Source organism: Streptomyces sp. ADI96-02, assembly GCF_003846185.1.
Lineage (GTDB): Bacteria > Actinomycetota > Actinomycetes > Streptomycetales > Streptomycetaceae > Streptomyces.
This window is the reverse complement of the sequence record NZ_ML123034.1, coordinates 1086314-1104096: the sequence shown is the minus strand read 5'-3', so window position 1 is coordinate 1104096 and position 17783 is coordinate 1086314. Positions and strand designations below refer to the sequence as shown.

At 74.3% G+C, this 17783-nt stretch carries 15 protein-coding genes; 9 read left to right on the top strand and 6 right to left on the bottom strand.

All coding sequences use genetic code 11. The features are described 5' to 3' along the window. Positions 1-95 precede the first annotated feature (95 nt). The 3 genes from dnaE to EES43_RS04790 all read left to right on the top strand — a co-directional run bounded on the left by dnaE (position 96) and on the right by EES43_RS04790 (position 5694). Complete coding sequence (dnaE, locus tag EES43_RS04800) at positions 96-3599, top strand: DNA polymerase III subunit alpha (RefSeq protein ID WP_124267526.1); 3504 nt, start codon at positions 96-98, stop codon at positions 3597-3599. Beyond that, a complete protein-coding gene (locus EES43_RS04795; RefSeq protein WP_124267525.1) occupies positions 3596-4612 on the top strand; it encodes a DNA polymerase Y family protein in 1017 nt (338 codons plus the stop codon). The genes dnaE and EES43_RS04795 overlap by 4 nt, the downstream gene beginning before the upstream one ends. Positions 4613-4791: 179 nt before the next feature. After that, positions 4792-5694: an esterase/lipase family protein gene (locus EES43_RS04790; RefSeq protein WP_124267524.1), complete on the top strand. Its 903-nt coding sequence runs from the start codon at positions 4792-4794 to the stop codon at positions 5692-5694. 63 nt (positions 5695-5757) lie between these two features. On the opposite strand, the gene EES43_RS04785 is transcribed toward EES43_RS04790, so the two are convergent. Next, positions 5758-6456, bottom strand: a complete 699-nt coding sequence (locus EES43_RS04785) for a response regulator (RefSeq protein ID WP_124267523.1) — start codon at positions 6454-6456, stop codon at positions 5758-5760. A 115-nt stretch (positions 6457-6571) separates the two neighbouring features. Here EES43_RS04785 and EES43_RS04780 point away from each other — a divergent pair, with 115 nt between their 5' ends. The 4 genes from EES43_RS04780 (at position 6572) to EES43_RS04765 (ending at position 10178) form a co-directional block, all read left to right on the top strand. Beyond that, positions 6572-7555 (top strand): Bug family tripartite tricarboxylate transporter substrate binding protein, encoded by a 984-nt coding sequence (locus EES43_RS04780; RefSeq protein ID WP_124267522.1) that lies wholly within the window; start codon positions 6572-6574, stop codon positions 7553-7555. After that, positions 7552-8160 carry a tripartite tricarboxylate transporter TctB family protein gene (locus tag EES43_RS04775; protein ID WP_241192326.1) on the top strand — a complete coding sequence of 203 codons (609 nt, stop codon included), beginning with the start codon at positions 7552-7554 and terminating at the stop codon, positions 8158-8160. Before EES43_RS04780 ends, EES43_RS04775 begins: the two co-directional genes overlap by 4 nt. Before the next feature lie 3 nt (positions 8161-8163). Next, a complete protein-coding gene (locus tag EES43_RS04770; RefSeq protein ID WP_124267521.1) occupies positions 8164-9693 on the top strand; it encodes a tripartite tricarboxylate transporter permease in 1530 nt (509 codons plus the stop codon). Between the two features lie 110 nt (positions 9694-9803). Next, on the top strand, positions 9804-10178 hold the full coding sequence (locus tag EES43_RS04765) for a GntR family transcriptional regulator (RefSeq protein ID WP_124267520.1): 375 nt from the start codon (positions 9804-9806) through the stop codon (positions 10176-10178). A 43-nt stretch (positions 10179-10221) separates the two neighbouring features. Here EES43_RS04765 and EES43_RS04760 read toward each other — a convergent pair whose 3' ends face one another. Next, positions 10222-11316 (bottom strand): DUF5925 domain-containing protein, encoded by a 1095-nt coding sequence (locus EES43_RS04760; protein ID WP_124267519.1) that lies wholly within the window; start codon positions 11314-11316, stop codon positions 10222-10224. A 273-nt stretch (positions 11317-11589) separates the two neighbouring features. Between EES43_RS04760 and EES43_RS04755 the strand changes: the two genes are divergently transcribed. Both EES43_RS04755 and EES43_RS04750 read left to right on the top strand, forming a co-directional pair. Beyond that, a complete protein-coding gene (locus EES43_RS04755) occupies positions 11590-12393 on the top strand; it encodes an SGNH/GDSL hydrolase family protein (RefSeq protein WP_124271786.1) in 804 nt (267 codons plus the stop codon). A 239-nt stretch (positions 12394-12632) separates the two neighbouring features. Beyond that, positions 12633-12896, top strand: coding sequence for a hypothetical protein (locus EES43_RS04750; RefSeq protein WP_124267518.1), 264 nt, complete (start codon positions 12633-12635; stop codon positions 12894-12896). Between the two features lie 45 nt (positions 12897-12941). On the opposite strand, the gene EES43_RS04745 is transcribed toward EES43_RS04750, so the two are convergent. The 4 genes from EES43_RS04745 to hmgA all read right to left on the bottom strand — a co-directional run bounded on the left by EES43_RS04745 (position 12942) and on the right by hmgA (position 17745). Continuing rightward, a complete protein-coding gene (locus EES43_RS04745; protein ID WP_124267517.1) occupies positions 12942-14138 on the bottom strand; it encodes a CaiB/BaiF CoA transferase family protein in 1197 nt (398 codons plus the stop codon). Positions 14139-14184: 46 nt separating this feature from the next. After that, complete coding sequence (locus EES43_RS04740; RefSeq protein WP_124267516.1) at positions 14185-15456, bottom strand: type ISP restriction/modification enzyme; 1272 nt, start codon at positions 15454-15456, stop codon at positions 14185-14187. A gap of 70 nt (positions 15457-15526) precedes the next feature. Further along, complete coding sequence (locus EES43_RS04735; protein ID WP_124271785.1) at positions 15527-16285, bottom strand: GntR family transcriptional regulator; 759 nt, start codon at positions 16283-16285, stop codon at positions 15527-15529. A gap of 140 nt (positions 16286-16425) precedes the next feature. Next, a complete protein-coding gene (hmgA, locus tag EES43_RS04730; protein ID WP_124267515.1) occupies positions 16426-17745 on the bottom strand; it encodes a homogentisate 1,2-dioxygenase in 1320 nt (439 codons plus the stop codon). Positions 17746-17783: the final 38 nt, after the last annotated feature.

The window sequence follows — 17783 nt, the reverse complement described above, 5'->3', positions numbered from 1 at the left end:
TCCGGGCCACACTTCCCTATCGTACGTACGTTCGAAACTTGGTCTATGGTGGAGGACGAGGGGGTGGTGAGCGGCGGAACGGTCCAGGAGGTGCGATGTCCGGGTTCACGCATCTGCGCACCGTTTCGGGATTCTCCCTGCGGTACGGGGCCTCGCACCCCGAACGGCTCGCCGAGTGCGCCGCCGGGCGCGGCATGGACGCCCTCGCGCTGACCGACCGCGACACGCTCGCCGGAACAGTCCGCTTCGCCCGTGCCTGCGCGGAGGCCGGGGTGCGGCCGGTCTTCGGGGCGGACCTCGCGGTGGAGCCGTTCGCCGGGGGCGCGCAGGAGGGGCCGCGGCCCCGGCGACCGCGTACGCCCGCCCGCGGCGGAGCCTTCGTCGACGAGTCCGCGCCCCGGGCCGCCTTCCTCGCCCGGGACGGCGCGCGCGGCTGGGCCGAGCTGTGCCGGCTCGTCACCGCCGCCCACGCCCGGGAGCCCGGTGCCCCCGGCCCGCCCGGACCTCCGCTGGTGGGACGCGCCGCGCTGCCGGCCGAGGGGCTGACCGTGCTGCTCGGCCCCGCCTCCGAGGTGGGCCGGGCGCTCGCCGCCGGACGCCCGGACCGGGCCGCCGCGCTGCTCGCGCCCTGGCGGCAGGCGTACGGCGACGACCTGCGCCTCGAAGCCGTCGACCACGGCCGCGCGGGCGCGGGCCCCGGATCGTTGCGGCTGGCCGCCCGTACCGTCGGCTTCGCCGCCGAGCAGGGCGTACGCGCCGTGCTCACCAACGCCGTCCGGTACGCCGACCCGGGGCAGGGGCCCGTCGCCGACGTGCTCGACTCCGCCCGCCGGCTCGTCCCCCTCGACCCGCGCCGCTCGCCCCTGGACAGCGGTGAGCGCTGGCTCAAGGACGCCCCGGCGATGCGGGAGGCCGCCGGGCGGATCGCCTCGGCCGCCGGTCTCGGGCAGGGGGCCGCGGCCCGGCTGCTGGAGGAGACCCGGCGCACCGCCGACGCCTGCCGCGTCGACCCCGCCGCCGACCTGGGCCTGGGCAGCGTCCACTTCCCCGAACCGCATCTCGTCGGCGCCGGCCGGCGCACCGCCCAGCGGGTGCTGGCCTCCCGGGCCGCCGCCGGGATGGTGCTGCGCGGATACGACCGCGACCGCGCGTACTGGGACCGGATGCACGGCGAGCTGGACATCATCGCCCACCACGGCTTCGCCTCGTACTTCCTGACGGTCGCTCAAGTAGTGGACGACGTGAGAGAGATGGGTATCCGGGTCACCGCGCGGGGCTCCGGGGCGGGCTCCCTGGTCAACCACCTCCTCGGCATCGCGCACGCCGACCCGGTCGAGCACGGACTGCTCATGGAGCGCTTCCTGTCCAAACGCCGCTTCGTGCTGCCCGACATCGACATCGACGTCGAATCGGCCCGCCGCCTGGACGTCTACCGCCGGATCATCGGGCGCTTCGGCGCGGAACGCGTCGCCACCGTCGCCATGCCCGAGACCTACCGGGTGCGCCACGCCATCCGGGACGTGGGGGCCGCGCTCTCCATGGACCCGGCCGAGACCGACCGGCTCGCCAAGGCGTTCCCGCACATCCGGGCCCGCGACGCCCGCGCCGCACTGGAGGAGCTGCCCGAGCTGAAGGAGGTCGCGCTCCACCGGGAGAGGTACGGGCGGCTCTGGGACCTGGTGGAAGGGCTCGACGCCCTGCCGCGCGGGATCGCCATGCACCCGTGCGGGGTGCTGCTCTCGGACGCCGGACTGCTGGACCGCACACCGGTGATGCCCACCAGCGGCGAGGGGTTCCCGATGGCGCAGTTCGACAAGGAGGACGTGGAACACCTCGGGCTGCTCAAGCTCGACGTGCTGGGCGTGCGGATGCAGTCGGCGATGGCGCACGCCGTCGCCGAGGTGGAGCGCGCCTCCGGCCGGAGCGTGGACCTCGACGCCGTACCGCCGGGGGATCCGGAGACCTACCGGCTGATCCGGTCCGCCGAGACGCTGGGCTGCTTCCAGATCGAGTCCCCCGGGCAGCGGGACCTGGTCGGCCGGCTCCAGCCCGCCACCTTCCACGACCTGGTCGTGGACATCTCGCTGTTCCGCCCCGGCCCGGTCGCCGCCGACATGGTGCGGCCGTTCATCGAGGCCCGGCACGGCCGCGCGCCGGTCCGCTTCCCGCACCCCGACCTGGAGCGCCCGCTGCGCGGCACGTACGGCGTGGTCGTCTTCCACGAGCAGATCATCGAGATCGTCGACATCATGACCGGCTGCGGCCGGGGCGAGGCCGACCGGGTGCGGCGCGGCCTCTCCCACCCCGAGTCGCAGAGCCTGATCAAGGTCTGGTTCGCGCGGCGCGCGGCGGCCAGGGGCTACGGCGTCGAGGTGATCGCCCGGACCTGGGAGATCATCGAGGCGTTCGGCAGCTACGGCTTCTGCAAGGCGCACGCCGTCGCCTTCGCCGTGCCGACGTACCAGTCGGCCTGGCTCAAGGCGCACCATCCCGCCGCCTTCTACGCCGGACTGCTCACGCACGACCCCGGCATGTACCCGAAGCGGCTGCTGCTCGCGGACGCCCGGCGGCGCGGGGTGCCGGTGCTGCCGCTGGACGTCAACCGGTCGGCGTCCGCCCATCGAATCGAACTGGTGTCCGACGATAAGGAAGGTGCGGGCGGAAAGGAGGTCTGGGGGCTGCGGCTGGCGCTCTCGGACGTCCACGGGATCAGCGAGGCGGAGGCCGCCCGGATCGAGGCGGAGCAGCCCTACGCCTCGCTGCTGGACTTCTGGCAGCGGGCCCGGCCGAGCCGTCCGGTCGCCGAACGGCTCGCGCAGGTCGGTGCGTTGGACGCCTTCGGGGCCAACCGCCGGGATCTGCTGCTGCACCTCTCCGAGCTGCACCGGGCCCACCGGGGCGCCGCGTCCGGCGCGCAGCTCCCGCTGGAGGAGGGGCGCCGCACCAGCTCCGTCGGGCTGCCCGACCTCAGCGAGGCGGAGCGGCTGAGCGCCGAGCTGGGCGTGCTGAGCATGGACGTCTCGCGCCATCTGATGGGCGATCACCACGCCTTCCTGGAGGGGCTGGGGGCGTACTCCGCCAAGCGGCTGCGCGAGGCCCGGCACGGGGAGACCGTGCTGGTCGCCGGGGCCAAGGCGGCCACCCAGACGCCGCCGATCCGGTCCGGCCGCCGGGTCATCTTCACCACTCTGGACGACGGTACGGGCCTGGTCGACCTGGCGTTCTTCGACGACAGCCACGCCGCCTGCGCGCACACGGTCTTCCACTCGTGGCTGCTGCTGGTGCGCGGAGTGGTGCAGCGGCGCGGTCCGCGCAGCCTGACCGTGGTCGGCTCGGCCGCCTGGAACCTCGCGGAGCTGGCCGCGCTGCGGCGTACCGGAGGGCTCGACGCGGTCGCGGCCCGGCTGGCCGAGGGAGCGGAGGGAGCGGAGGGAGCGGAGGAGGATGCGCAGGACGCGGCGCGGGCCCCCGGGGCCGGACGCCGGATACGGATGGAGACGGGTTACGAGATGAACCCCTGGGCCGACCTCCAGCCGCCCGGCGAAGGGACCCCCACCGGAAGGAAGTTGTGGCACCGGTCGCCGGGGAGCGCGGGATGAGCGGCACACGGGAGGCGCGGGAGGAGCCGGGAATCCTCTGCCTGCGGTTCCGCGGGGCCGGCGGGGGGCCGGCGGGCGGGGCCGGGTACACCGGACTGCTGGCCCTGCTCGGCGCGTTCACCCCGGTCGTCGAGGCCGCACCGCCCGACGGGGCGCTCGCCGACGTGGGCGGCGCGCTGCGCTACTTCGGGCAGGACGCGGTGGGCCTGGCCTCGGTGATCCGGGTCCGGGCGCTGGCCCTGCACGGCGTGGACTGCGCGATCGGGGCGGCCGGCAACCCGCTGCTGGCCCGGATGGCGGCCCGGCGGGCGGCGCCCGGGACCACCCTGGTGGTGCCCCGGGGCGAGGAGGCCGGGTTCCTCGCGCCGCTGCCGGCCGCCGCCCTGGACGGCGTCGGGACCGCGACCGCCCGCACACTGTGCGGGTACGGGCTCGACTCCGTCGGCCGGATCGCCGCCGCGCCGCTCGCCACCCTCCAGCGGATCCTCGGCGTCCGCGCGGGGCGCGACCTCTGGGAGCGGGCCAACGGCGTCGACCGCACCCGGGTCGTGCCGAACGCCGCGGCCCGTTCGATCGCCGCCGAACGCTCCTTCCCGCGCGACGAACTGGCCCCGGAGCGGCACCGCCGCGCCCTCCTGTCGCTCACCGAGGAACTGGGCGCGCGGCTGCGCGGCGAGGGGCAGGTGTGCCGGTCGCTCGCGGTCTCGGTGCGGTACGCGGACCGGACCGGCTACGCGACGCTGACCCGCGGCCGTGCGCTGCGGGAGCCCACCGCGCACTCGGCCGCGCTCACCGCGCTCGCCTACCGCATCCACGAGTCCTTCGGCCTCCAGCGGGCCCGGGTGCGGGGGATCGCGCTGCGCGCGGAGGGGCTGGACGACGCCGGGCGGGCCTCCCGCCAGCTCAGCTTCGACCCGGCGGACGAACGGGCGCACCGGATCGAGGCGGTGGCGGACCTGCTGCGGGAGAGGTTCGGACCCGGTGCGGTGAAACCGGCCGGACTCGCCGCCTGAGCGGCGGGCCGGGCGGGCCGTCGGACCCTACGGTGGCGATCACGTCATTTTTTACCGACGCGTAACTTCCCTCGCCGCCCTACTCGTGCGTAATTTGGCATGAGCACCGAAAGCTTGTGGTCCGGGCCACAGGGCGCACCCCCATCGCAACTCCCTTGAGCCGCAAGGAGACCCCCACGATGCTGCCCTGGACCCGTGCTGCGCGTACCCCACGCGCGCGCGGCCTGTTCGCCGCACTGCTTCTCGCCGTCACCGTCCTCGTCGCCCCCGCGGCGACCGCGACCGCGGCCACCCCCGCCGCCGCTCCGGCGGCAGCCGCCGTCTCCCGGGGCTGGAACGACTACTCCTGCAAACCCTCGGCCGCCCATCCCCGCCCCGTCGTCCTGGTCCACGGAACCTTCGCCAACTCGGTCGACAACTGGCTCGGCCTCGCCCCCTACCTGGTCAACCGCGGCTACTGCGTCTTCTCCCTCGACTACGGACAGATCCCCGGCGTGCCGTTCTTCTACGGCCTCGGGCCCATCGACAAGTCCGCCGAACAGCTCGACGCGTACGTCGACAGGGTGCTCGCCGCCACCGGAGCCCCGAAGGCCGACATCGTGGGCCACTCCCAGGGCGGCATGATGCCGAACTACTACCTGAAGTTCCTCGGCGGCGCCGACAAGGTCAACGCCCTCGTGGGCCTCGCCCCCGACAACCACGGCACCACGCTGCTCGGCCTCACCAAGCTGCTGCCGTACTTCCCCGGCGTCGACAAGTACATCAACGACAAGACCCCCGGACTCGCCGACCAGGTCGCCGGATCCCCCTTCATGACCAAGCTCAACGCCGGCGGCGACACCGTGCCCGGAGTCCGCTACACCGTCATCGCGACCAAGTACGACCAGATCGTGACCCCGTACCGCTCGCAGTTCCTGGACGGGCCGAACGTACGCAACGTCCTGCTCCAGAACCTCTGTTCCCTCGACCTGTCCGAGCACGTGGCGATCGGCACGATCGACCGCATCGCCTTCCACGAGGTGGCGAACGCCCTCGACCCGGCGCGCGCCACCCCGACGACCTGCGCCTCCGTGGTCGGCTGACCCGACCCGCGCGGCGGCGCCGACACCGGCGCCGCCGCCCCGCACCGGGCCTCGACCGCGCGGCTACACCACCGCCCGGTAGCGCCGCTCCGGCCGCCCCGTGCCGCCGTAGCGCAGGGTGACCTCCGCCCGGCCCGTCACCGCGAAGTACTCCAGGTAGCGGCGGGTGCTGACCCGCGACAGCGCCCCCGCCTCGGCGCACTCGGAGGCGGACAGGCCCTCCGGGTGCTCGCGCAGGATGCGCTCCACCAGATCGGCCGTCGGGGCCGCGAGCCCCTTGGGCAGTCCGCGCGAGCCCGGCGGCCGGGTGCCGAAGATCCGGTCCACGTCCTCCTGGCGGGCCTCCTGGCGCGACTCGTCCAGCGCGTCCAGGCGGTGCCGCAACGACGCCACGTGCTGCACCTGCTCCTGGAGCGCCGAGCGGTGGAACGGCTTGATCAGGTAGTGCAGCGCTCCCGCCCGCAGCGCCGCCCGGATCACCCCCGCGTCCCGGGCCGCCGTGATGAACAGGACGTCCGCGCCGGTACGCCCGGCGTCCCGCTCCTCCGCCTCCCGCAGGGCGCGCAGCACGTCGACGCCGTTCATATCGGGCAGGTAGACGTCCAGCAGGATCAGGTCGGGACGCGACTCCCCGGCCGCGCGCAGCGCATCCGCCCCGCTGTGGGCCACCCCGACGACCGTGAACCCGTCCATCGCGGAGACATAGCGGCAGTGCAGCTTCGCGACCATGAAGTCGTCGTCCACCACCAGCACCTTCGTCACGCGGACACCGTAGAGCGCGACCACAACGACCACAACGTCCGTTGATTGCGGAACGGAGACAGCCGGTCGACGCGCGGGCAACATGTGGGCCACTTCACAGCGAAAGGCGGAACCCGTGCGACTGCGCACTCCTCTCGCCCTGCTCGGAGCCGCGGCCCTGGTGCTGGTGGGACCGCCGCTGCTCTCCACGGGCAGCGGCTCCGACACCGGCACCCAGATCCCCGGGCTCCGCTTCATGGTCCCCAACACCCCCGGCGGCGGCTACGACATCACCGCCCGCACCCTGGCCAAGGACGCCGAGGACGCCGGACTCACCCACAACATCGAGGTGTTCAACCTGCCGGGCGCCGGCGGCACGGTCGGCCTGACCCGGCTCGTCGGCGAGCACGGCAACGGCAGGCTCGCGCTCTCCATGGGCCTCGGCGTCGTCGGCGCGGTCCACACCAACAACTCCCCGAGCACCCTCGCCGACACCACCCCGATCGCCCGGCTCACCGAGGAGCCGGACATCGTCGTCGTCGGCAAGGACTCCCCGTACCGGACCATCGACGACCTGCTCGCCGCCTGGAAGAAGGACCCGGCCGGCCTCCCGGTGGGCGGCGGCTCCTCGCCCGGCGGCCCCGACCACCTCGCCCCGATGCTCATGGCGCGGGCCGCCGGGATCGCCCCGAAGACGGTCAACTACGTCCCGTTCGACGGCGGCGGCGAACTCCTCGCCTCCATCCTCGGCGACAAGGTCGGCTTCGGCGTCTCGGGCCTCGGCGAGTACCGCGACCAGATCGAGGCGGGCGAACTGCGGCTGCTCGCCGTCACCGGCCCGGAACGCGTACCGGGCCTGGACGCCCCCACCCTGCGCGAGGCCGGACTCGACACCGAGTTCACCAACTGGCGCGGCATCGTCGCCCCGCCCGGACTCTCCGACGCCGAGCGCGCCAAACTCACCGGCCTGGTCCGCGAACTGCACGCCTCGAAGCAGTGGAAGGACTCGATGAGGAAGAACGGCTGGGACGACGCCTTCCTCGCCGGCGAACCGTTCGGCGACTTCCTCGACGAGCAGGACGAGCGCGTCGCCACCGTTCTCAAGGAGCTGGGACTGTGACCACCGACCCGCGACCCGGCACCGGCCGGGCCGCCCCCGCCGGCCCCGTGACCGACGCCGCACCGGACGCGCCCCGGCCCGCCGGCGAACCGCAGGCCCCGCCCCCCGCCACCGGGTCCTGGCTCCGCGACCACTCCGAACTCGGCGTCAGCGTCCTGCTGCTCGCCCTCGGCGGTCTCGTCCTCACCGACGCCCTCACCATGAGCGTCGAGGTGGCCCAGCGCGGACCCGTCGGCCCCCGGACCGTCCCCGTCGTCGTCGGCGCGGCCCTCGTGCTGGTCGCCGTCCTCCTCGCCGTCGACGTCCTGCGCGGCGGACGCGGCGAGGCCGAGGGCGGCGAGGACGTCGACCTCGGCGAGCCGGCCGACTGGCGCACCGTACTCCTGCTGAGCGGCGTCTTCCTCGCCGCCGCCGTCCTGATCGGCCCGGTCGGCTTCCCGGTCGCCGGGGCGCTGCTCTTCTGGGGCTCCGCCTACGCGCTGGGCAGCCGGCACCACGGCCGCGACCCGCTCATCGCGGCGGGGCTCTCGCTCGCCACCTACTTCCTCTTCGACAACCTGCTCGGAGTCCCCCTGCCGGGCGGCCCGCTGATGGGGGTGCTCTGACCGATGGATTCCCTCAACTCCCTCATCGACGGCTTCGGCACGGCGCTCACGCCGGTCAACCTGCTCTGGGCCGCCGTCGGCGTCCTGCTCGGCACCGCGATCGGCGTCCTGCCCGGCATCGGCCCGGCCATGGCCGTCGCGCTGCTGCTCCCGGTGACCTACGGACTCGATCCGACCGGCGCGTTCATCATGTTCGCCGGGATCTACTACGGCGCGATGTTCGGCGGCTCCACCACCTCGATCCTCCTCAACACGCCCGGCGAGAGCGCCGCCGTCGTCGCCGCGATCGAGGGCAACCCGATGGCGAAGTCCGGACGCGGCGCCCAGGCGCTCGCCGCCGCCGCGATCGGCCACTTCGCCGGCGGGATGATCGGCACGGTCCTGCTCGTCGTCCTCGCCCCGACCGTGGCCTCGCTCGCGGTCGGCATCGGCGCCCCCGACTACTTCGCGATCATGGTGCTGGCCTTCATCGCCGTCACCTCCGTCCTCGGCGCCTCCCGCATCCGCGGTCTCGCCTCCCTCCTCATCGGCCTCACCATCGGCCTGGTCGGCCTCGACCAGATGACCGGTCAGCAGCGCCTGACCTTCGGCTCGCTCCAACTGGCCGACGGCGTCGACGTGGTGATCGTCGCGGTCGGCCTCTTCGCCATCGGCGAGGCCCTCTGGGTCGCCGCGCACCTGCGCCGCTCCGCCGGCGAGCCCATACCCGTCGGCCGCCCCTGGCTCGGCCGCGCCGACCTGCGCCGCACCTGGCGGCCCTGGCTGCGCGGCCCGGTCATCGGCTTCCCGTTCGGCGCGATCCCGGCGGGCGGAGCGGAGATCCCGACCTTCCTCAGCTACGTCACCGAGAAGCGGCTCTCCCGCCACCGCGACCAGTTCGGCAAGGGCGCCATCGAGGGCGTCGCCGGACCGGAGGCCGCCGCCTCCGCCTCCGCGGCCGGCACACTCGTCTCGATGCTCACCCTCGGGCTGCCCACCACCGCGGTCGCCGCCGTGATGCTCGCCGCCTTCCAGCAGTACGGAATCCAGCCCGGCCCCCTCCTGTTCGAACGCGAACCGGAACTGGTCTGGGGGCTCATCGCCTCGCTCTTCGTCGGCATGGTGCTGCTGCTCGCGCTCAACCTGCCGCTCGCCCCCGTCTGGGCGAAGCTGCTGCGGATCCCGCGCCCCTATCTGTACGCGGGCATCCTCTTCTTCGCGGCCGTCGGCGCGTACGCGGTCGGCGGCGAGTCGCTGGACCTGGTGATCCTGCTGGTCATCGGGTTGATCGGGCTCGGGATGCGGCGCTACGGGCTGCCGGTGCTCCCCGCCGTCATCGGGGTGATCCTCGGCCCGGCCGCCGAGCAGCAGCTGCGGCGCGCGCTCCAGATCAGCGACGGCAGTGTGACCGGCCTGGTGAACACCCCGTTCTCCGTCACGGTGTACGCGATCGTGGCGCTGATCGTGGCCTGGCCGCTGCTGCGCCGGCTGGTCGCGCGGCGGCGCGGTGACCGGACATCCGACGAGGAGGGCCGCGCCGTCCGTGGCGGCTGAGCGCGGCCGACCGCGTACGTCGGGCACGATCGCCGTCATGCGGGGGACGCCGCGCGCGGCCCCCGCCGCGATCGCCTCGCCTTCCTCCGGCGGTGGGGGAGAATCGGCGGGTGACTGAGAAGATCGTGCTCGACCCGGACTCCGGCGTGGCTCCCTCCGAGCAACTGCGCGACCGGCTCTCCGAACTGGTCCGTTCCGGTGCGCTGCCCGTCGGCCACCGCCTCCCGACCGTACGCGGCTTCGCCGAGGAGCTGGGCCTCGCCGCCAACACGGTGGCCAAGGCGTACCGGGCGCTGGAGACCGACGGTGTGATCGAGACCCGTGGCCGCAACGGGACCTTCGTCGCCGCGGCCGGCGGAGCGGCCGAGCAGCGGGCCGCCGCCGCGGCGCAGCAGTACGCCGAGGCCGCCCGGCGGCTCGGGCTCTCCCAGGAGCGGGCCCTCTCGCTCGCCCGGGACGCGGTGCGGGCCGCGTACGAGCGCTGAGCCACGGCCGCGGCGCGGCCTGGAGGTGCGGTGCGGCCGGGCCCTACAGGTAGAGCCCGGCGTCGGCGCTCGCGTCCTGCTTCGGCACCGACGCGGGGCCGAACCCGCGGCGCAGCGCGTACAGCTCCGCCAGCGAGGCCCCGTCGCGCCCGATGCCCTTCTCGGCGCCCAGCCAGGCCACGGACTCCGGGCGGGTCAGCGGCCCCACCTCGATCCGGGCCAGGCAGCGGCCCGGCCTGACGACGGCCGGGTGCAGCCGTTCCAGGTCCTCGTTGGTGGTGACGGCCACCAGTACGTTGCGGCCCTGTCCGAGCAGACCGTCCGTCAGGTTGAGCAGCCGGGACAGCGCCTGGCCCGCGGTGTGCTTGGCCTCGCCGCGGATCAGCTCGTCGCAGTCCTCCAGAAGCAGCAGCCGCCACCGTCCCCGGGCGGTGCCGTCGTCCTCGCCGATCGCGATGTCCATCAGGTACCCGACGTCGTTGAACAGCCGCTCCGGGTCCAGGACGCAGTCCACCTGGCACCAGTCGCGCCAGGACCGGGCGAGCGTGCGCAGCGCGGACGTCTTGCCGGTGCCGGGCGGCCCGTGCAGCAGGAGCAGCCGTCCCGCGACGTCGTCCGGGGTGAGCTTCATCAGGCGGTCCATCGCGTCGGCCACCGGGGCCGTGTAGTTGGGGCGCACCTCCGCCCAGCTCCCGGCGGAGATCCTTCGGGTGGTGCGGGAGGGGCCGCGGCGCGGCGAGACGTACCAGAAGCCCATGGTGACGTTGTCGGGCTGGGGCTCCGGCTCGTCCCGGGCGCCCTCCACGGCCTGCCCGAGCACCCGTTCCGCCAGCTCGGCGCTGGTCGCGGTGACGGTGACGTCCGCGCTCCGGCTCCAGCGGGAGACCAGCAGCGTCCAGCCGTCGCCCTCGGCGAGCGTGGCGCTGCGGTCGTCGTCCCGGGCGGTGCGCAGCACCGAGGCGTGCGGCGGGATCAGCGTGGCTCCGGCCTTCACCCGGTCGAGGGAGGAGCTGTGGGAGTAGGGCTGCTCGCCCGTCGCGAAGCGGCCGAGGAACAGCGCGTCGACCACGTCGGAGGGCGAATCGCTGTCGTCGACGGTGAGCCGGATCGGCAGAGCGGACTCAGGGGTGGCGGACATGGCGCCCATGATCCGGCACGGGTGAGCCGGGTGCACCCGGGTTTCGGCGGTTCGTGCCGCGTGTCTCCCCGGGCGCGGGTCCGATGTGACGCTCTCTCACCGGCGCGCGGGGGAGCGCCGTTCGAACGCCCGGGGGCGGGTGGAAGCACTCGGGCCCCATTATTGGCATGGACACTTCCGGTCGGGCGGAGTCGCTGCTACTACGGAGTAGGCAGCTACCCCCTGCTCAAGGAGACCCCCCCCATGAACGTGTCCCTGAACGCGTCCAGAAACATGTCCAGACTCGCGGCGTTCTCATCGTCCCTCCTGCTCGGCACGGTGCTCGCGCTCACCGGCGCGGGCGCGGCGCACGCCGACGCGTCCGCCCGCGCCGTCGACTATGTCGCCCTCGGCGACTCCTACTCCTCCGGCGTCGGAGCCGGCGGCTACGACAGCGCCAGCGGCGACTGCAAGCGAACCAACCGCGCCTACCCCGCCCTGTGGGCCGCCGCCAACTCCCCTTCCTCGTTCGCCTTCACCGCCTGTTCCGGCGCCCGCACCGGCGATGTCACCGGCGGTCAGCTCGGTCCGCTGAACGCCTCGACCGACCTCGTCTCGATCTCCATCGGCGGCAACGACGCGGGCTTCGCGGACGTCATGACCACCTGCGTCCTCCAGTCCGAGGCCACCTGCCTGAGCCGCATCGCCACCGCCCGCGCCTACGTCGACTCGACCCTGCCCGGCAAGCTCGACGCGGTGTACTCCGCGATCAAGGCCAAGGCGCCCTCCGCCCGTGTCGTCGTCCTCGGCTACCCGCGCTTCTACAAGCTCGCCGGCAACTGCCTCGCCGGCCTCAACGAGTCGGAACGCTCCGCCATCAACGCGGCGTCCGACCACCTCAACACCGCCACCGCCAAACGCGCCGCCGACCACGGCTTCGCCTTCGCCGACGTCAGGCCCGCCTTCACCGGCCACGAGATCTGCTCGTCCGGCGCCTGGCTGCACAGCGTGAACTGGCTCAACATCGGCGAGTCCTACCACCCGACCGCCGCCGGGCAGTCGGGCGGCTATCTGCCGGCCTTCAACTCCGCCGCCTGAGAAGGCTGTTGCCCCGAACGCCGCACCACCGGCACGGGAGGCCGCCCCGCCGGGCCTCCCGCGCCGCCCACTCATCGGCCCAGACTGTCCGAAGTCTCCCGAAAACGGGCGAATTAGGTAACGAGTCGTCAACCCCCGTACAGGTGTGCCGATCCGGTAGGCGGGATACCCGTGTGTCATCGCGGGACGATAGGGTTAACCTGCCCGGACCGGGTGCCCTCGTACGGGTGGGGAGTGACATGGAACAGATAACGGTGCGGAGCAGGCCGCGGGTGCCTGCCATCACATGCGGGAGCGGTGCGACCAGTAGGCGCCTCGACCGCCATCTCGCGGTGCTCGGCGGCCCTGCCGTCCCGCAGCGCGAGTCGGCGGAAGCGACGCTGCTCATGCGTGAGCTGACCTCGCGCGACGCCGCGCACACCGGCCGGAGCAGGAGCGCCCGCGTGTCGCTCTTCGCGCCGCTGCGCCGGCTGCGGCGTTCGCTCTTCGGCAGCCGCCACTGACCGACGGCCCGTCGGCCCCTGACCGGCCCCACCGCTCGGGGCGGCTCAGGCGATGACCCCGTCCCGGCGCAACGCCGATGTCTGCTCGCCCGTCATTCCCAGGGCTCGCAGCAGCGCGTCGGTGTGCTCACCCAGCGCCGGCACGGCCCCCATCCGCGCCCCCGCCCCGCCCGGCAGCGTGATCGGCGGCAGCAGTGCCCGCAACGGCCCCACCGGTGAGTCCACCACCCGCCACCGGTCGCGCGCCGCGAGCTGCGGATGGGCGGCCAGGCCGGCCACCGAGTTCAGCCGGGCGCAGGCGATCCCCGCCGCCTCCAGCCCGGCCAGCGCCTCCCGGCCCGTCAGCCCCGCCAGCGCGGCGGCCACCACCGCATCGGTCCGCGACCGGTTGCGGGCCCGCGCCGCGTTCGTCGCGAAGTCCGGATCATCGGCCAACTCCGGCCGTCCGATGACCTGTTCGGCGAGCCGTCGCCACTCCCGGTCGTTCTGCACGGAGAGCAGTACCCGCTCGCCGTCCGCCGTCCCGAACGCGTCGTACGGGGCGATCACCGAGTGGGCCAGACCGGTGCGCGGCGGCACGGCCGACCCGTGCATCGCCTGGTTCAGCGGGTGGCCCATCCACTCCGCCAGCGCGTCCAGCATCGACACCTCCACCGGACCGCCCCGGCCGGTCGCGGCCCGCCGCAGCAGCGCGGCGAGCACCCCGGAGAACGCGTACATGGCCGCCGCCACGTCCGCCGCCGGAAAGCCCGCCTTCACCGGCTGCTCGGCGGTCCCGGTGACGGAGACCAGACCCGCCTCGCACTGCACGAGCATGTCGTAGGCCCGCTTGTGCGCGTACGGGCCGCCCGCCCCGTAACCGGAGATGTCCACGGCCACCAGGCGCGGGTGCGCCGCGCAGAGCGTCGCCGCGTCGAGACCGAGCCGCGCCGCCGCCCCCTGCGCCAGGTTCTGCACGAAGACGTCGGCCCCGGCGACCAGTTCGCGTACCACCGCCAGCCCGCGCGGGTCCTTCAGATCGACCGCCAGGGACTCCTTGCCCCGGTTGCACCAGACGAAGTGCGAGGCCAGGCCGCCCGCCGCCGTGTCGTAGCCGCGGGCGAAGTCCCCGCCGTCGGGGCGCTCCACCTTGATGACCCGCGCCCCGAGATCGGCCAGCTGCCGGGTGGCGAAGGGCGCGGCGACCGCCTGTTCGACGGCGACGACCGTGACGCCGTCGAGGGGGAGTGGCTGAGTGTCCATGGTCACCGTGCTTACCGTGCGGCCGGTCCTTTCGCCACCCCGCCCCTCACAGCAGCGCGAACTGCCCGTCGGGGCCCTCCTCCTGGTGGCCGAGCACCGAGGCCGGCCGCCGCGCCGCCACGGGCGCGGGCAGCACCCCGGCCGCCCGCAGCTCGTCCCGGGTGATCGCGGGCGTCCGCTCCAGCCGGGACCGCAGCGCGGCCCGCCGGGGCGCGGTCGCGTCCAGGAGGGCCAGTACGGTGATGAGGTCGAGCAGCTCCGAGGTCCAGTCCCGGAGCCAGCCGCGCCCTCCCGCCGCCGCCCCGTCCGCCGCCGCCCCGTCGGCTCCGAGACCCGCCGCTGCCGCCGCACGGCGGCCGAACCAGAGCTCCAGCATCCGCACCCCGCCGACCGTGAACTCCCAGGCTGCGGCGGGCACCGGCGAGATCCGGCCCCCGCCGATCACCAGCGCCTCCTCCTCCGCGTGGTACTCCAGCGCGGCCGGTCGGTCCGGCAGGGCGGCCCGCACGTAGGGCCGCCGCCCGCCCGGCAGCCGGGGCCGTTCGCCGCCGCGGGCCCCGCGCAGATGGAGGCGCAGCAGCTCCCGGCCCAGCTCCACCCCGGCCGCCCACACCGCGCCGTCGGCCGGCAGGGGCACGCGGCAGCCGCCGGCGGCGGGCCGGGCCGCCGCCAGCACCCAGGCCAGCACCGACTCCGGGGCGAACGGGTCCTCGCCCGCCGCACCGCCGAGCCGGTCGCGCAGCAGGCCGAGCAGTCCGGGCGCGAGATTGGGCTCCACGCCGCCCGGCCGCCGGTACAGCGGCCTGATCCTCCCCGGCCGCCCGGCGGGGGAGTGCCCGTCGGCGAGCAGCGCCGTCACGGACAGGGCGGGGCCGGAGTCCTGCGGCGCGCGACCGTGTTCGACGATGAGGAGCTGGCGGCCGTCGGCGACCCGCCACAGCTCCGGGCGGGCCGCGTCGATGAGCCGGTGGTCGGGGAGCAGCCACTGCTCGTCGAAGGGCCCGTGCAGGATCCGCACCGGATCGGGGCAGGCCCCCGGCGCGCGGGCGAAGGCCCCGGTGCCGCCGGCCCGGCCGGGCAGCGCGGCCACCGCCGTCCACGGCGTACGCGAGCGGGTGGGGCCGAACAGCCGCTCCTGCTCGGCCGGAGCGGCTGCGGCCAGCCGCTCCCAACGGGCCCTGAGCGCGCCGGAATCGGGCCCCGTCACCCAGGCGCGGCCGGTTCTCATCGGCGGCACGGACCAGGGCATCAGCTCGTCCAGCGACGGGGCCGTCGCGTCCTCGCCGGTTCCGGCCGCCGCCGGGCTGCGCGCTGCCACCGAGCCGTCCTCCCCTCGCCGCCGTGACCTTTCGCATCGTAACGGCGGCCGATGGGCCCGTGCGGCGCGGTCAGCGCGCCTCCACCGTCACCGAGAAGGAGAACCGGTCGCCCCGGTAGCGGATCCGGGCCACGTCCACGACGCGGCCCTCCTCGTCGTGACTGACGCCCGTGTAGTGCAGGATCGGGCTCAGCAGCGGCACCTGGAGGAGGTTGGCCGTCTCCGGGTCGGCGAGCCTGGCCTCCACCGTGTCGGTGATCCGGGCGATCCTGACCCCGACGGCGTCGCGCAGCACCTTCGTCATCGGCCACCGTTCGAGATCGGCCACCTCGATCCGGGCGGCGACGTCGGGGCGCACCGCGTTCTCCGCCCAGTTGGTCGGCTCGCCGCTCTCGCCGTCGCGGCGCAGCCGCCGGTAGGCCATCACCTCGGAGCAGTCCGGGAAGTACTCGGCGAGATCGCCGGGGACCGCGACCGGCCCGTGACCGAGGACCGTCGTCGCCTCGCCGGACTGCTGGGCGACGATGGCGTCCACCGAACCCAGCAGCCGCACCGGGGAGACCCGGCGGGCGCGCGGCTCGATGAACGTGCCGCGCCGCCGATGCCTGCTGATCAGCCCTTCCCCCTCCAGCTCCTTGAGCGCCTGGCGCATGGTGAGCACGCTGACCCCGTAGTGCGCCGCCAGCCGCTCCTCGGTGGGCAGCCGCGAGGAGGCGTCCTGCGGGCGGCCCAGTATCGAGGCCCGCAGCGACTGGGAGACCTGGTACCAGAGGGGGAGCTTCCGGTTCAGCACCAGGGAGTCCGGGGCGAAGGCGGGCGGCCGGACCACCGGATCCGCCGGGGGGACCGCCTCGGCGTTCGGCGGACCGCCCGCCCCGGCCGGCCGCGGTCCGCGCGTGTTCTCCTGGCTCTCCGTCACGCTTCCCGTCCCGTCCGTCCTGTCCGTCCCGTCCTTCCGCCCTCGGCCGACTACGGCCGGAAGGTGCGGCTCAGACCCTGCCACACGTCGTCGTAGCCGCGCTGGAGATGCCCGGCGGTGGCCGCCTGGGCGGTCGCCGTGATCGGCCAGCGGGTCTCGAACATGAAGGCCAGGCTGTTGTCGATCTTCTGCGGCTTCAGCTCGGCGGCGCTCGCCCGGTCGAACGTCTCCCGGTCGGGGCCGTGCGCCGACATCATGTTGTGCAGCGAGCCGCCGCCCGGGACGAACCCGTCGGCCTTCGCGTCGTACACGCCGTCGATGAGGCCCATGTATTCGCTCATCACGTTCCGGTGGAAGTACGGCGGGCGGAAGGTGTCCTCGCCCACGAGCCAGCGCGGGGCGAAGACGACGAAGTCGACTCCGGCCAGGCCGGGGGTGTCCGACGGCGAGGTCAGCACCGTGAAGATCGACGGGTCGGGATGGTCGTAGCTGATGCTGCCCATCACGTTGAACCGGCGCAGGTCGTAGACGTAGGGGGTGTGGTTGCCGTGCCAGGCGACGACGTCGAGCGGCGAGTGGTCGTACGTCGCCGACCAGAGGTTGCCGCAGTACTTGTTGACCACCTCCACCGGGCCCTCGCGGTCCTCGTAGGCCGCGACGGGGGCCAGGAAGTCCCGTGCGTTCGCCAGGCCGTTGGCGCCGATCGGGCCGAGGTCGGGCAGCGCGAACGGGCGGCCGTAGTTCTCGCAGACGTAACCGCGCGCCGTCGCGTCCAGCAGCTCGACCCGGAAGCGGACCCCGCGCGGGATCAGCGCCACATGGCCCGGCTCGGCGCGCAGCAGGCCCAGTTCGGTGCGCAGCAGCAGTCCGCCGCGCTCGGGAACGATCAGCAGCTCGCCGTCGGAATCGCTGAACACCCGGTCCGTCATGGAGGTGTCGGCGTGGTACAGGTGCACCGCCATGCCCGTGCGCTGTGCGGCGTCGCCGTTGCCGCCCAGCGTCCACAGGCCGGCGAGGAAGTCGGTGCCGGGGGCCGGGTCGGGCAGCGGGTTCCAGCGGAGCCGGTTCGGGTCCGGCGGCGTCTCGGTGAACGGCGCCGAGCGCAGGCCCCCGTTGTCGGTCCGGCGGAAGGCGGGGTGGGCGGCCGAGGGGCGGATCCGGTAGAGCCAGGAGCGCCTGTTGTGCGCGCGCGGCTCGGTGAAGGCGGAACCGCTCAGCTGCTCCGCGTACAGGCCGAGCGGGGCGCGCTGGGGTGCGTTGCGCCCGTGCGGCAGTGCGCCCGGGACCGCCTCGGTGCTGTGCTCGTTGCCGAAGCCGGAGGAGTACACCAGTCCCTCCGCCGTCTTTCTCGCCTGCTCGATGCCGCTCATGCGCACTCCCGGGATGCCGGTGAAGCCCTCGGATCCGC

Excerpts from the sequence above, each read along its gene's own strand:
- dnaE (WP_124267526.1), top strand. The coding sequence starts at position 96 with ATGTCCGGGTTCACGCATCTGCGCACCGTTTCGGGATTCTCCCTGCGG.
- EES43_RS04770 (WP_124267521.1), top strand. The coding sequence starts at position 8,164 with ATGGATTCCCTCAACTCCCTCATCGACGGCTTCGGCACGGCGCTCACG.
- EES43_RS04750 (WP_124267518.1), top strand. The coding sequence starts at position 12,633 with ATGGAACAGATAACGGTGCGGAGCAGGCCGCGGGTGCCTGCCATCACA.
- EES43_RS04755 (WP_124271786.1), top strand. The coding sequence starts at position 11,590 with ATGTCCAGACTCGCGGCGTTCTCATCGTCCCTCCTGCTCGGCACGGTG.
- EES43_RS04795 (WP_124267525.1), top strand. The coding sequence starts at position 3,596 with ATGAGCGGCACACGGGAGGCGCGGGAGGAGCCGGGAATCCTCTGCCTG.
- hmgA (WP_124267515.1), bottom strand. The coding sequence starts at position 17,745 with ATGAGCGGCATCGAGCAGGCGAGAAAGACGGCGGAGGGACTGGTGTAC.
- EES43_RS04745 (WP_124267517.1), bottom strand. The coding sequence starts at position 14,138 with ATGGACACTCAGCCACTCCCCCTCGACGGCGTCACGGTCGTCGCCGTC.
- EES43_RS04790 (WP_124267524.1), top strand. The coding sequence starts at position 4,792 with ATGCTGCCCTGGACCCGTGCTGCGCGTACCCCACGCGCGCGCGGCCTG.
- EES43_RS04760 (WP_124267519.1), bottom strand. The coding sequence starts at position 11,316 with ATGTCCGCCACCCCTGAGTCCGCTCTGCCGATCCGGCTCACCGTCGAC.